The sequence below is a fragment of the Agromyces sp. NBRC 114283 genome (genome assembly GCF_030268405.1).
Classification (GTDB): domain Bacteria; phylum Actinomycetota; class Actinomycetes; order Actinomycetales; family Microbacteriaceae; genus Agromyces; species Agromyces mediolanus.
Map to the genome: position 1 here is coordinate 3117061 of NZ_BSQP01000001.1, position 12920 is coordinate 3129980.

11 protein-coding genes and 1 tRNA gene are annotated in these 12920 nt (G+C 73.6%); 1 reads left to right on the forward strand and 11 read right to left on the reverse strand.

What is annotated here, in order from left to right:
- Window positions 1-44: 44 nt before the first annotated feature.
- The 4 genes from QSJ60_RS14950 to QSJ60_RS14965 form a co-directional block, all read right to left on the reverse strand.
- Complete coding sequence (locus QSJ60_RS14950; protein ID WP_285465343.1) at window positions 45-1358, reverse strand: D-arabinono-1,4-lactone oxidase; 1314 nt, start codon at window positions 1356-1358, stop codon at window positions 45-47.
- Between the two features lie 76 nt (window positions 1359-1434).
- Complete coding sequence (locus QSJ60_RS14955; protein WP_230768060.1) at window positions 1435-2601, reverse strand: alanine racemase; 1167 nt, start codon at window positions 2599-2601, stop codon at window positions 1435-1437.
- A 170-nt stretch (window positions 2602-2771) separates the two neighbouring features.
- Complete coding sequence (locus QSJ60_RS14960) at window positions 2772-4106, reverse strand: MFS transporter (protein WP_285464165.1); 1335 nt, start codon at window positions 4104-4106, stop codon at window positions 2772-2774.
- The gene (locus tag QSJ60_RS14965; protein ID WP_285464167.1) at window positions 4103-4714 is read right to left on the reverse strand and encodes a TetR/AcrR family transcriptional regulator; all 612 of its coding nucleotides are present in this window, start codon (window positions 4712-4714) and stop codon (window positions 4103-4105) included. The genes QSJ60_RS14960 and QSJ60_RS14965 overlap by 4 nt, the downstream gene beginning before the upstream one ends.
- A 112-nt stretch (window positions 4715-4826) precedes the next feature.
- Here QSJ60_RS14965 and QSJ60_RS14970 point away from each other — a divergent pair, with 112 nt between their 5' ends.
- Window positions 4827-5753, forward strand: a complete 927-nt coding sequence (locus QSJ60_RS14970) for a Ppx/GppA phosphatase family protein (RefSeq protein ID WP_189086562.1) — start codon at window positions 4827-4829, stop codon at window positions 5751-5753.
- A 65-nt stretch (window positions 5754-5818) separates the two neighbouring features.
- Here QSJ60_RS14970 and QSJ60_RS14975 read toward each other — a convergent pair.
- From QSJ60_RS14975 to hisS, 7 genes are all read right to left on the reverse strand, one after another.
- Window positions 5819-5892 (reverse strand) — tRNA-Leu (locus QSJ60_RS14975).
- A gap of 90 nt (window positions 5893-5982) precedes the next feature.
- Window positions 5983-7548: an NAD(P)/FAD-dependent oxidoreductase gene (locus tag QSJ60_RS14980; RefSeq protein ID WP_285464168.1), complete on the reverse strand. Its 1566-nt coding sequence runs from the start codon at window positions 7546-7548 to the stop codon at window positions 5983-5985.
- Between the two features lie 35 nt (window positions 7549-7583).
- Window positions 7584-8867, reverse strand: coding sequence for a S8 family serine peptidase (locus QSJ60_RS14985; protein ID WP_285464170.1), 1284 nt, complete (start codon window positions 8865-8867; stop codon window positions 7584-7586).
- Window positions 8864-9427, reverse strand: a complete 564-nt coding sequence (locus QSJ60_RS14990; protein WP_189086565.1) for a DUF501 domain-containing protein — start codon at window positions 9425-9427, stop codon at window positions 8864-8866. The genes QSJ60_RS14985 and QSJ60_RS14990 overlap by 4 nt, the downstream gene beginning before the upstream one ends.
- Window positions 9424-10107 (reverse strand): FtsB family cell division protein, encoded by a 684-nt coding sequence (locus QSJ60_RS14995; protein WP_285464172.1) that lies wholly within the window; start codon window positions 10105-10107, stop codon window positions 9424-9426. The genes QSJ60_RS14990 and QSJ60_RS14995 overlap by 4 nt, the downstream gene beginning before the upstream one ends.
- Window positions 10108-10198: 91 nt before the next feature.
- On the reverse strand, window positions 10199-11479 hold the full coding sequence (gene eno, locus QSJ60_RS15000; protein ID WP_189086566.1) for a phosphopyruvate hydratase: 1281 nt from the start codon (window positions 11477-11479) through the stop codon (window positions 10199-10201).
- A 130-nt stretch (window positions 11480-11609) separates the two neighbouring features.
- Window positions 11610-12878, reverse strand: a complete 1269-nt coding sequence (hisS, locus tag QSJ60_RS15005; protein ID WP_285464174.1) for a histidine--tRNA ligase — start codon at window positions 12876-12878, stop codon at window positions 11610-11612.
- Window positions 12879-12920 lie beyond the last annotated feature (42 nt).

Below are 12920 nucleotides of genomic sequence, written 5' to 3' on the forward strand. Positions count from 1 at the left end.
GGCCCCGCCTGCCCGCCGCCGCATCCCCGAGCCGCGCGGCCCGTCTACGCGCCGAGCACTCGGTCGAGGTAGTCGTTTCGGAAGCGCCGCTCCGGGTCGAGCTCCTCGCGCACGGCGAGGAAGTCGTCGAAGCGCGGGTAGCGCTCGCGCAGCGCGTCGGAGTCGAGCGTGTGCATCTTGCCCCAGTGCGGACGCCCCTCGTGGGCGAGCATGATCGCCTCGACCGCGCGGAAGTACTCCGTCGGGTCCTCGCGGAAGTAGCGGTGCACCGCGAGGTAGCCCGTCTCCCGGCCGTGCGCCGTCGACAGCCAGTTCTCGTCGGCCGCGGCCGCGCGCACCTCCACCGGGAAGCTGATCCGCCAGCCGCGGCGCTCGATGAGCCGCTGCACCTCGCGCAGCGCCTCGGGCACGGCGGCGAGCGGCACGGCGTACTCCATCTCGCGGAAGCGCACGGTGCGGTTCGTGACGAACACCTTCGGCGAGAAGTCGGCGAAGTCACGGCTGCCCTGCAGCCGCTCCACCTGGCGGGCGAAGAACGGCACCACGGGCGGCACCGCGGTGCCGAGCGCGCAGACGCCGCGGTAGACGCCGTTCGCGAGCAGCTCGTCGTCGAGGTAGCGCGACAGCCGGCCGAGCGGCTTGCGGGGCGCGTCGCCCGGCAGCCGGGTGTTCGTCTTCGTCATCGCGATCTCGGTGTGCGGGAACCAGTAGAACTCGAAGTGGTCGGCGCCGCGCACGCGCTGCTCCCAGCCGTCCAGCACCTCGGTGAGCGGCTCCGGGTGCTCGTCGGCGTGCAGCACGTACCGCGGCACGAGCTGGAGCGTGAGCTCGACGAGCACGCCGAGGGCGCCGAGGCCGAGGCGCACGGCCGGCAGGAGCTCCGGACGGGATGTCTCGTCGACGGTGAGCAGCTCCCCCGTGCCGGTGACGAGCTTCGCGCCGACGATCTGGGTCGCGAGGCCGCCGAAGCCGAGGCCGGTCCCGTGCGTACCGGTCGAGGTGGCGCCGGCGATCGACTGCCGGTCGATGTCGCCCATGTTCGGCAGCGCGAGCCCGTAGGGCGCGAGCAAGGCGGGCAGTCGGTGGAGGCGCGTGCCCGCGCCGAGCGTCACCCGGCCGCGCTCGACGTCGACATCGAGGACGCCCTCGATCGCATCGAGGTCGAGCTGCACGCCCGGGGCCACGGCGATGCCGGTGAAGCTGTGTCCGGCGCCGACGGGCTTGATCGCGAGCCCCGCGGCGGCGGCGGCGGTCACCGCGCGCTGCACCGCCTCCGCGCTCGCGGGCCGCTCGACCCGCACCGGCCGCGCCTGCTCGGTGCGCCCCCAGTTGCGCCAGATCGCGCCCGTCGCCGCCACGGCATCCCGTCCTCTCGTCACCGCTCCGCGCTCCCGCGCGCTGTCCGTCGTCGTCCCGCTCATCGCCGTCCCGGCCTCACAGGAACGCCCAGCCCTCGCCTCGGTACGTCGGCAGCTCGCCGACGACCGCGTCGCCGTCGACGACCGCGAAGGCGTTCAGGTGCTCCGCGAGCTCGCCGGACTTGGTGTGCCGGAGCCAGACCCGCTCGCCCACCCGGAGCCGCCTCGCGGCGCGGCCGGTGACGGGCGACTGCACTTCGCCGGCCATCTCGCGGGGCAGGAGCTCGAGCCCCTCGGGCCAGACGATGCGCGGCAGGCGGTCGGGACCGGGCGGGCCGGAGGCGATCCAGCCGCCGCCGAGGATCGTCGCGTGCTCGGCGCTCGGCCGGCGCACGACGTCGAGCGCGAAGGCGGCCGCAGGGGCCGGGGCGAACTGCGTGTAGCCGTCGAAGAGATGGCCGGCGAGGATGCCGGAGCCGGCGGCGATCTCGGTGATCGACGGGTCGGCGCTCGTCGCCTCGAGGGAGCCGGTGCCGCCGCCGTTCACGAACTCCAGCTCGGCGTGCTCGCGGATGCGGGCGATCGCCCTGGCGCGGCGCTCCAGCAGCTCCGGCATCGAGCGCGACTGCATCCAGCGGTTGAGGGCGCCGTCGACGGGCTTGCCGGGCGGCGCGGTCTGCACGCCGGCGATCTGCGCCTCGTACGACATGACGCCGACGAGCGCGAAGCCCGGCCGGGCCGCGAGGTAGGCCGCGAAGGCCCCGGCGTCGTCGGGCTCGTGGATCGGCGAGCGCCGGACGCCGAGGTGGCCGAGCACGGGCGCCTGCCAGGAGGCGTCGAGCTCGAGGCACACGCGAATCGTCTCGCGCTCGCCCGGCGGCAGCACCGCGTCGACGAGGTCGAGCTGGGCGGGCGAGTCGACCATGAGGGTGATCCTCGCGGCGAGCTCGGGATCGGTGGCGAGGCGCCGGATGCTGCCGCGCTCGGCCGTCGGATAGCCGACGACGACGTCGTCGACGGTGTCGGCGAGCCGGATCGCCTCGGCGAGCGTGTAGGCGAGCACGCCCCGGTACCCGGGCATCCGCAGCAGCGCCTCGATGACGCCGCGCACCCGGATCGACTTCGAGGCGACCCGGATCGGCGTGCCCTGCGCCCGGCGCACCATGTCGGCGGCGTTGTGCCGCAGCGCCCCGAGATGCAGCGCGCCGACGGGCGCGTCGAGGTGGGCGGTCGCCGCCGTCATCCGGGTCCAGTACTCCGCGGGGTCGTGCCAGACCGCGGCATCCGCCGTCGGCCGGCCGGTGAGCCGGAGATCGATGGCCGTCACGCCGGGGGCCTCCTTCGTCGTCGTGGTCTTCTTGGTCGTCATGCGGCTCGCCGTGCCGCGCGTCGCGGCCGGCCGCTTCGCGGCGCTCATGCCACGCTCCGCACCCTGGCGACCGCGAACGCGCCCGCCGCGGCGAAGGCGGCGGACAGCACGAACACGAGCACGAAGGAGCCGGTGAGCACGACCGCGGCGGCCCCGATGAGCGGCGCGATCGCCTGCGGCACGGCGGAGGCGATGTTCATGATGCCGAGGTCCTTGCCGCGGCTCGCCGCGTCCGGCAGCACCTGCGTCGCGAGCGCCTGATCGACCGAGAGGAAGCAGCCGTAGCCGGCGCCGAGAAGCCCAGCGGCGACCATCGCGACGGTGAGGTCGGGCACGAGGGCGAGCAGCAGCGCGGCGAGCGCCTGCAGCCCGGAGGCGACGAAGACGAACACCCGGCGCTTGCCGGTGCGGTCCGACCAGCGGCCGAGGCCGAGCGAGGCGAGCACGACGAACACCATGTAGATGAGCGTGAGCACGATGAGGTCGTCCTCGGCGTGCTCGTCCTTCAGCCCGAACATCAGGAAGTACAGCAACAGGCTCGTGCCGAGCGCGTTGCCGACCGAGACGAGCACGCGGCTGAGCAGCGTCCAGCCGAAGTCGGGGTAGCGCCGGGGGCTGATCCACAGGGAGGAGAGGATGCCTCGCGCGGTCACCCGCGCGCGGTCGGCGGCGAGCAGGGGCTGGTCACGGCGCAGCAGGAACGGCACGGCGAGCAGCACGAGGAGGAGCGCGAGCACCGCGTAGCCGGCCACCTGGCCCGCGACGAGCTCGGTGACGAGCAGCAGTCCCGCGATGATGCCGACCGCCTGCGGGGCCGACATCCAGCCGGACACGAAGCCGCGCTGGCCGACCGGTACCTGGTCGGAGATCGTCGCCGTGAGCGCGGCGGTCATGATGCAGAAGCCGACGGATGCCGCCACCCACGCCGCGCCGATCGCCCAGATCTCCGACTGGAAGCCGAGCAGCACGAGCGAGAGGGCGAAGACGAGCGCGCCGATCGCGATCCACGGCCGCCGCCGGCCGAAACGGCTCGTGGTGCGGTCGCTCATGGCGCCGGTGAGCGGGTAGGCGATGATCGTCGCGACGGCCGCGATGCCGGAGATGACGCCGAAGGCGAGGACCGAGTCGACCCAGTTCTCCGGGTGCAGCTCGGCGTCGATCTGGGCGGGCAGCAGCAGCTGCACGGGCGTCAGCTGCGCCATCCACACGCCGAACCAGACGGTGGCGAAGGCCGCGATCCAGCCCGCCGAGACGCGGCGGACCGGTTCGGCGAAGGCGCCGACCGCGCCGCTCGCGGTGCCCACGCCGATGCCGTGCGGGCCGGGCGCGGAGCCGGGCCCGGCGCCGGGCTCGGGCGCGCCGGGGTCGATTCGGGTCATCGGGGGTCCGCCATTCTCGAGAGGGCGTCGGCCGCGGCGGCGACGACGCGGGCGGCGGCCGCGTCGTCGCGGTCGACCAGCCAGGTGATGGTGAGGCCGTCGGTGAAGGCGACGAGCACCCGGGCGACGTGCTCGACGGGCAGCCGCCAGCGCGCGCCGGTGAGCTCGGCCGCGGCCTCGAGGGCCTCGACGACGAGCTCGGTGTAGCGGGCGTACTGCGCGACGGCGAGGGGATGCCGCTCCGGCGAGCGGAGCGCGTACTGGGTGAGCTCGAGCATGGCCTGCTCGTGCTCTGGATCGGCGCGGAGGTGCTCGAAGTAGCGCAGCAGCCCGGCCTCGACGAGCTCGGCGAGCGTCGCGCCCTCGCCCGCCGCGGCCACAAGCTCCTCTGGGGCGACGGCCTTGCGTTCGCGCGCCACGACGGTGCCGATGAGCTCGTCGACGAGCTCGTCCCGCGACTCGAAGGCGTAGTGGAAGCTCGCGAGGCTCATCCCGGCCTCGGCCACGATCGCGCGCGTCGTCGCCTGCGCGAGGCCCTCCCGGGACACGACCCGCAGCGCAGCCTCGATGAGCGCCGAGCGGCGGTCGGCGGCGGACATCCGTGCCATCGCGTCCTCCTCGCCGTCGAGTCATCACGACGACCGCGTCGCGACGAACTGGGACAGTTGACCCAGTCGCCTCAGTATGCAGCATCCGGCCTCGGATCGCTACGCTCGCTTCATGCGCCTCGGTGTTCTCGATGTCGGTTCCAACACCGTCCACCTCCTCGTGGTCGACGCCCACCCCGGCGCCCGCCCCATCCCCACGGCCTCCAACAAGTCGGTGCTGCGCCTCATGCGCTACCTCGAGCCCGACGGGGCGATCAGCTCGGAGGGCGTCCAGGCGGTGCTCTCGGCCGTCGGCGAGGCGGCGAGGGCCGCGCGGGAGGCCGGCATCGAGGAGTTGCTGGCGTTCGCCACCTCGGCGATCCGGGAGGCCGCGAACGGCGAGCATCTGCTCGACCTCGTGGAGCGCGAGACCGGCATCCGCCTCGACGTGCTCTCCGGCGAGGACGAGGCCCGGCTCACCTTCCTCGCGGTGCGCCGCTGGTACGGCTGGTCGGCCGACCGCATCCTGCTCTTCGACATCGGCGGCGGCTCGCTGGAGATCGCGCTCGGCGGCGACGAGGTGCCCGACGTGGCCCGCTCGCTCCCGCTCGGCGCGGGGCGTTCCACGATCGCCTTCCTGCCCGACGACCCGCCCTCGGTCGAGCAGGTCGGCCGGCTGCGCGAGCACGCGCGGCGCGTCATCGAGGGCGCCCTCGGCGACTTCCGCGCCTATGTCGGCCCCGACCACGTCGTCGGCTCCTCGAAGACGATCCGGTCGCTCGCCCGGCTCGCGGGCTGGACCGAGGACGGCGTGGGGTCGTCGGGCCGCGCGATGCTGAAGCGCAAGGGCCTCGACGACTGGATCCCCCGGCTCGCCCGCATCCCCGCCGACGCCCGGCCCGCGCTGCCCGGCATCACGGCCGACCGCACCTTCCAGATCGTCGCCGGCGCCGTCGTGCTCTCGGAGGCGATGCGGGTGTTCGACGTCGACGAGCTCGACGTCTCCCCCTGGGCGCTGCGCGAGGGCCTCATCCTGCGCCGGCTCGACCACCTCGACTGAGCGCGGTGGCGTGGGTCGCCGCGCCGCCTGCCCGCCCGCCGCGCCGCCTGCCCGGTGCCCAGGGGTGCCCCCACTGGGATTCGAACCCAGACTTGAGCGGGTTTAAGCCGCCTGCCTCTGCCGGTTGGGCTATGGGGGCGCGGCGGCCGGGCGCACTCGCCCGAGACGCCGAACGCGGCGCCGCCCGAGGGGCGACGCCGCGTCACAGTGTAGTCAGCTGCCGGACCGCCTACTTGGCGGCGACGACCTCCTCAGCCTTGGCCTCGGTGGCGGGCGCCTCGGCCGCGGGCTCGGCCGGAGCGGCCTTCTTCGCGGTCGTGCGCTTGGCCGGGGCCTTCTTGGGCGCGGCCTCGCCGGCCTCGGCCTTTGCGGCCGGAGCCTTCTTCGCCGCGGCCTTCGGCGCCGCCTTGGCGGGCGCGGCCTTCGACTCCGCCTTCGCGGGCGCAGCGGGCGTCGTCGGCGCGGCGTCGGCGGCCGGCTTCGGACGGGCGGCGAACTCCTCGAAGGCGGCGCGCGGGCGCTGCACGGCCGACAGCGACACGATGTCGCGGCCGAGCCAGAAGTTGTTCCACCAGCCCCAGAACACGCGGAACTTGCGCTCCCAGCTGGGCATCGCGAGACCGTGGTAGCCGCGGTGCGCGAACCAGGCGAGCAGGCCCTTGATGGCCAGCTTGCCGGACTGGAACACGCCCGAGCCGAGACCGAGGCCCGCGACCGCGCCGAGGTTCTTGTGCACGTAGTTCTTGGGCTCCTCGCCGCGGAGCACCGCGACGACGTTCTTCGCGAGCAGCTTGCCCTGACGGACGGCGTGCTGGGCGTTCGGCACGCAGTAGCCGCCGACGCCGCCACCGCTGAGGTCGGGCACGGCCGAGATGTCGCCGGCCGCCCAGGCGTCGGCCACGATGTCGTCGTCGTCGCCGACGCGGAGGTCGGCACGGGTCTTGATGCGGCCGCGCTCCTCGACGGGGAGGTCGCTCGTGCGCACGATGGCGGGGTTGGCCATGACGCCGGCGGTCCAGACGATGAGGTCGGACTCGAAGCTCTCGCCCGTGGACAGCTCGATCTTGCCGTCGACCGCGCTCGTGAGCTGCGTGTCGAGGTGGATCTGCGCGCCGCGCTGGTCGAGGTGCTTGATCACCCAGTGGCTGGTGGGGAGCGACACCTCGGGCATGATGCGGCCCATCGCCTCGATGAGGTGGAAGTGGGTGTCCTCGAAGCTGAGCTGCGGGTAGTACTCGAGCAGCGCGCTCGCGAAGGAGCGCAGTTCGGCGAACACCTCGATGCCGGCGAAGCCGCCGCCGACCACCGTGACGGTGAGCAGGCGGTCGCGCTCGGGACCGGCGGGCAGGTTGGACGCCTTGTCGAAGTTCGAGAGCAGGCGGTCGCGGATCGCGACGGCCTCTTCGATGGTCTTCAGACCGATCGCGTTCTCGGCGATGCCGGGGATCGGGAACGTGCGCGAGACGGCGCCGCCGGTGACCACGACGACGTCGTAGTCGAACTGCCACGGCTCACCCTCGGCCGGGGTGATCGTCGCGGTCTTGGCCGCGTGGTCGATCTTCGTGACCTTGGCCGTGACGACGTTCGTCTTCTTCAGGTGGCGGCGCTGCGCGACGACCGCGTGGCGGGCCTCGATCGAGCCGGCCGCGACCTCGGGCAGGAACGGCTGGTACGTCATGTAGGGCAGCGGGTCGACCACGGTGACCTCGGCTTCGCCGGGACGCAGCCACTTCTCGAGCTTCCACGCGGTGTAGAAACCTGCATACCCGCCACCGACGATGAGAATCTTGGGCACGGTGAATGGACTCCTTGATTTGTGGGGATGGGCGGTCAGTCCCCGCCGCCGCGGGTGCTCCGCCTGATATGCCGAGTGGCGCCGATGCCCAACAGCGCTGCTAGCGTACCAAATCCCGCGACCAGTGAGAGCGGGATCGTGATATATGCGAGCGTCCATGAGGTGGGCAGCAGAGTCTGGGTGCTCGCCGACTCGGGCAGCGGCGGGTCGGCGATCGGCACGATCTGCTCGTCGGGCGCCTCCGTCGCGGGCGCCTCGCCGCTCGCCCGGCGGTGCAGCCGGATCCAGTCGGAGAGGCTGCCGAGCGGGTTCGCCTCGACCTTCGGCACGTCCTCGGTGAGCGCGGCGACGGGATCGATGATGCCGTAGCCGTAGAGCGGACCGCCGACCGGGTGGCCCTTGGGATCGGCCGTGGAGATCACGCGGTTGATGACGTTCGCCGCGTCGAGCTCGGGGTACTGGGCGCGCACGAGCGCCACGAGCCCGGAGACGATAGGCGCGGCGGCGCTCGTGCCGCTCCACTGCACGTAGGAGCCGTCGGGGCGCACGCCGACGAGGTCCTCGCTGGGCGCCGCGACCGCGATCGTGATGCCCTGGGAGCTCGCGTCGAAGCTCGCGTTGCCCTCGCGGTCGACGCCGGCGACGGTGAGCACGCCCGGGATCGTCGCGGGGGCGCCGACCTCGGTGGTGCCGCTGCCCCGGTTGCCCGCCGCCGCGACGATCACGACGTCGTGCTCGAAGGCGTGCATGAACGCGGCGTCCCAGCTCTCGGGCCAGTCGCGCGTGTTGCGCGTGAGCGACATGTTGATGACGTCGGCGCCGTTGTCGACCGCCCAGACGACGGCCTCGGCGATCTGCTCGTCGTTCGAGGCGGCGGCGCCGGTGTCCTCGCCGAAGGCGACGGACGCGGTGAGGATGGATGCCTCGGGCGCGACGCCGATGACGCCGTTCCCGGGCGTCGAGCCGCGGCCGGCCAGGAGCGAGGCGACCATGGTGCCGTGCTCGGGCTTCTCCCCCACCGGGGTCTGCCCGTCGGGCGAGCCGAGGCCCGAGACATCCGTGCCGCCGGTGATCGCGCCCTTCAGCTCGACGACGGTGCCCGCGACGCCCGTGTCGATCACCGCCACCGTCACCCCCTTGCCCTTCGTCGTGTTCCAGGCGGTCGAGAAGCCGTACTCGCTGAGCCAGTACTCGAGGTCGCGCACGGTGTCCGCGTGCGCCGGGGCCGCGCCGACGCCGACGAGCGCCGCGGTCGCGGCCGCGAGCGCGAGCCCGCGCACGATCCGCGACGCGCGCCCCCCGCGCCGGCGGCCCGTCATCGGCCGGGCTCCTCGGCGGGCGGCGCGCCGCCCGCGGCAGCGGCGTCGTCCACGCCGTAGTCGGCGCACTGGCAGACCTCGGGCGTCCAGCTCGAGCGGGCGAGCGCGAGGTCGCCGATCGGGTTCGCCCCCGGCCCCGCGGCGAGCGCGTGCGCGGCGACGGCGTGCAGGCACTTCACACGCGTGGGCATGCCGCCGGCCGAGACGCCCGCGATCTCCGGCACCTCGCCGAACTGCGCGCGGTCGGCCAGGTAGTCCTCGTGGGCGCGGGCGTAGCCGGCGGCCACCTCGGCGTCGGCGTGCAACAGCTCGTTGCACTCGACCATGAGCTGCGCGGCCTCGAGGAAGCTCATCGCGGCCGTCGCGGCGGGATGGCTCAGGTAGTAGAACGTGGGGAAGGGCGTGCCGTCGGCGAGGCGGGGGGCGGTCGCGACGACCGTCGGCGCACCGCACACGCAGCGGGCGGCGATGCCGACGACGTTGCGCGCCTCACGGCCGAGCTGCGCCGAGACGATGCGGAGGTCGCGCTCGGCGACGGGCTCGAACGGGGGGCGGGTCATCGGGTACCTCCGGGGGTGGCCGCGGCGGGCGGCGTGGTCGCTGCTGGGTCGGCGGGCGGTGCGCTCGGGTCGGTCGCGCCGGGCGCGAGGCCGGCGGTCATGACGGAGTCGAGCAGGCTGGAGAGCCAGTCGTGCTCCGCCTCGGACACGTCGGCGGAGACCGCGTGCTCGGCCTCGGTCTTGTCGGCGTCGCTGCGGTCGTCGATGACGAGGTAGCTCACCTCGCCGGGCAGCACGTAGTAGAGCCGCTCGCGCGCCTGGGTGACGATGAACGTCTCGTCGCTCCAGCGCTCGCGCTCGGTGCGGAGCTTCGTGAGCTCGGCCTCCTGCTGGGAGACCTCGGCGCGCAGCTCGGCGATCTGCTGCCGCTGCGCGGCGAAGGAGGAGACGGTGGGCGCGAGCACGACGACGGCGAGCACGAGCAGGCCCATCATGATGAGCGAGAACCCCGAGAAGCGGATGCCGCCGAGCCATCCCTGCCGCACGGCTCCGGCCTCGGGCGCCTGAGCGGCCGACGAGGCGGCGCGCCGGGCGCTGCGCGGCTGGCGCTCGGGGCGGGGCTCTCGCGTTCGCTCGGGCCGGGGCTCGGCCTGCGGCTCCTGGGCCGCCGGGGTACCGGCGTCCGCCCGCTTCGCCGGCTTCGGCCGGCCGGGGCGCTGGGGGCGCTTCGGTCCGCTCATCGCGCCTCCTTCCCGGCCGATCGCCCGGGGAACGCAGCAGGGGGCGGCCGCCTGGCCACCCCCTGCTGTCGCGGCTCGCGCCGCGATCGTCTTACGCCGTGAAGCGCGGGAACGCCGTGCGGCCGGCGTACACCGCGGCCTCACCGAGCTCTTCTTCGATCCTCAGAAGCTGATTGTACTTGGCGACCCGCTCGGAGCGGGCGGGCGCGCCCGTCTTGATCTGGCCGCAGTCGGTCGCGACCGCGAGGTCGGCGATCGTCGTGTCCTCGGTCTCGCCCGAACGATGCGAGAGCACCGCGGTGTAGCCGGCGCGCTGCGCGAGCTTCACGGCGTCGAGGGTCTCGGTGAGGGTGCCGATCTGGTTCACCTTCACGAGGATCGAGTTGCCGGCGTGCTTCGCGATGCCGTCGGCGAGACGCTTCGGGTTCGTGACGAACAGGTCGTCGCCGACGAGCTGGAGCTTCTGCCCGAGCGAGGCGGTGAGCTCGGCCCAGCCGGCCCAGTCGTCCTCGGCCAGCGGGTCCTCGATCGAGACGAGCGGGTACGCCTCGGCGAGCTCGGCGTAGTACGCGTTCATCTCGGCCGCGCTGCGGTCCTTGCCCTCGAAGCGGTAGACGCCGTTCTCGAAGAACTCGGTCGACGCGACGTCGAGGCCGAGCGCGATGTCGGTGCCGAGCGTGAAGCCCGCCTTCTGCACGGCCTCGGAGATGAAGTCGAGCGCGGCGCGGTTGTGCGCGAAGTCGGGGGCGAAGCCGCCCTCGTCGCCGAGGCCGGTCGAGAGGCCGTTGGCCTTCAGCAGGCTCTTCAGCGCGTGGTAGGTCTCGACGCCCCAGCGGAGGCCCTCGGAGAAGGTCGGCGCACCGACCGGGAGGATCATGAACTCCTGGATGTCGACGCCGGTGTCGGCGTGCGCGCCGCCGTTGATGATGTTCATCATCGGCACGGGCAGCACGTGCGCGTTCGGGCCGCCGAGGTAGCGGAACAGGGGCAGGTCGGCGGCGTCGGCAGCGGCCTTCGCGACGGCGAGCGAGACGCCGAGGATGGCGTTCGCGCCGAGGCGGCTCTTGTTGTCGGTGCCGTCGGCCTCGATGAGGGCGGCGTCGACGAGGCGCTGGTCGCTCGCGTCGAGGTCCTCGATGGCCGGGCCGAGCACGTCGAGCACGGCGTCGACGGCCTTCTGCACGCCCTTGCCGAGGTAGCGGTCGGCGTCGCCGTCCCGCAGCTCGTACGCCTCGAACGCCCCGGTCGACGCCCCCGAGGGCACGGCCGCCCGGGCGAGCGATCCGTCGTCGAGGAGGACCTCGACCTCAACGGTGGGGTTGCCGCGCGAGTCGAGAATCTCGCGCGCGCCGACTGCTTCGATGAATGCCACAGTGGACTCCTCTGATGGGGGCTTCGTGGGGTTGGGAAGGTGTGGACGACGCCATCGTGATCCGCCGCCCAGTCTAGGGGCGTCGGCGGGAGCCACAACTCCGCGGGGCGCCGGCGCCGCGGGGCACCGGTTACTCGCCGAGCTCCCGGAACTCGAGCGCCGAGGCATCCGCCGTCTCGGCCGTCACGCTCGCGAAGGCGTCGAAGCCGTCGGCGGTGACCCGGTCGAGCAGCGCGCGGAAGTTCTTCACCCGGCGCTCCAGCCGGACGCGGACGCCGGAGGCGACGAGCTCGCGCTTGATCGCGAGCAGCCGTTCGGCCGGCACCGCGCCGTCGTGCACGAGGACGACGGCCCGGGGGCGGCCCGCGTCGCGGAGCTCCAGCAGGTCGACGATGCGCTCGAAGCCGATGGAGAAGCCGCAGGCCGGCACCTCCTGCCCGAGGAAGCGGCCGATCATGCCGTCGTAGCGTCCGCCGCCGCCGAGCGAGTAGCCGAACTCGGGGTGCGCGATCTCGAAGATCGTGCCCGTGTAGTAGCCCATGCCGCGCACGAGCGTCGGGTCGAACTCGATGGCTGCGCCCGGCAGCGCCTCGCGGAGGGCGCGGAGCTCGGCGTAGGCGTCGAGGTCGAGCCAGGCGGGCGGCGGGGCGACGCCGTCGTGCAGGTGCCAGTCGGCGGTGGTGAGGCCGTGCAGCGCCTCGACGACGGCGTCGGGCGAGACGACCGCGCCGGTCTCGACGAGCTCGGCGGCGACCCCGTCGACCCCGATCTTGTCGAGCTTGTCGACGGTGATGAGCGCGCGCTCGCGGAGCTCGGCGGGCACGCCCCAGGCGCCGAGGATGCCGGCGAGGATGCGCCGGTCGTTCAGGCGGATGGTGCAGCCAGCGAGGCCGAGCGCGTCGAGCGTCGCGACCGTGGCCGTCAGCAGCTCGAGCTCGGCGAGCGGGGTGGCGTCGCCGATGATGTCGATGTCGCACTGCACGAACTGGCGGTAGCGCCCCTTCTGCGGGCGCTCGGCCCGCCAGACCGGGGCGATCTGGATGGAGCGGAACACGGGCGGCAGGGCCGCGCGGTGCGTCGCGTAGAAGCGGGCGAGCGGCACCGTGAGGTCGTAGCGCAGGCCGAGGTCGGCGAGCGAGAGCGGGTCGCCCGCCGCGGCCGCGGCGCTGAGCTCGGCCTCGCCGAGGCCGCGCTTCATCACCGCGAAGGCGAGCTTCTCGTTGTCGCCGCCGAGGCCGGCGTGGAGCCTCGAGCTGTCCTCCATGACCGGCGTCTCGATCTCGTCGAAGCCGTGCGCGGCGTAGACCCCGCGGATGACGCCGAGCGCGTGCTCGCGACGGGCCTTCTCGGCGGGCAGGAAGTCGCGCATGCCGCGCGGAGGCGTGACGGTCTGGGCCATGCGCCCATTCTTCCAGGCGCCGGCCGGTGCCCGCGTCGCCGG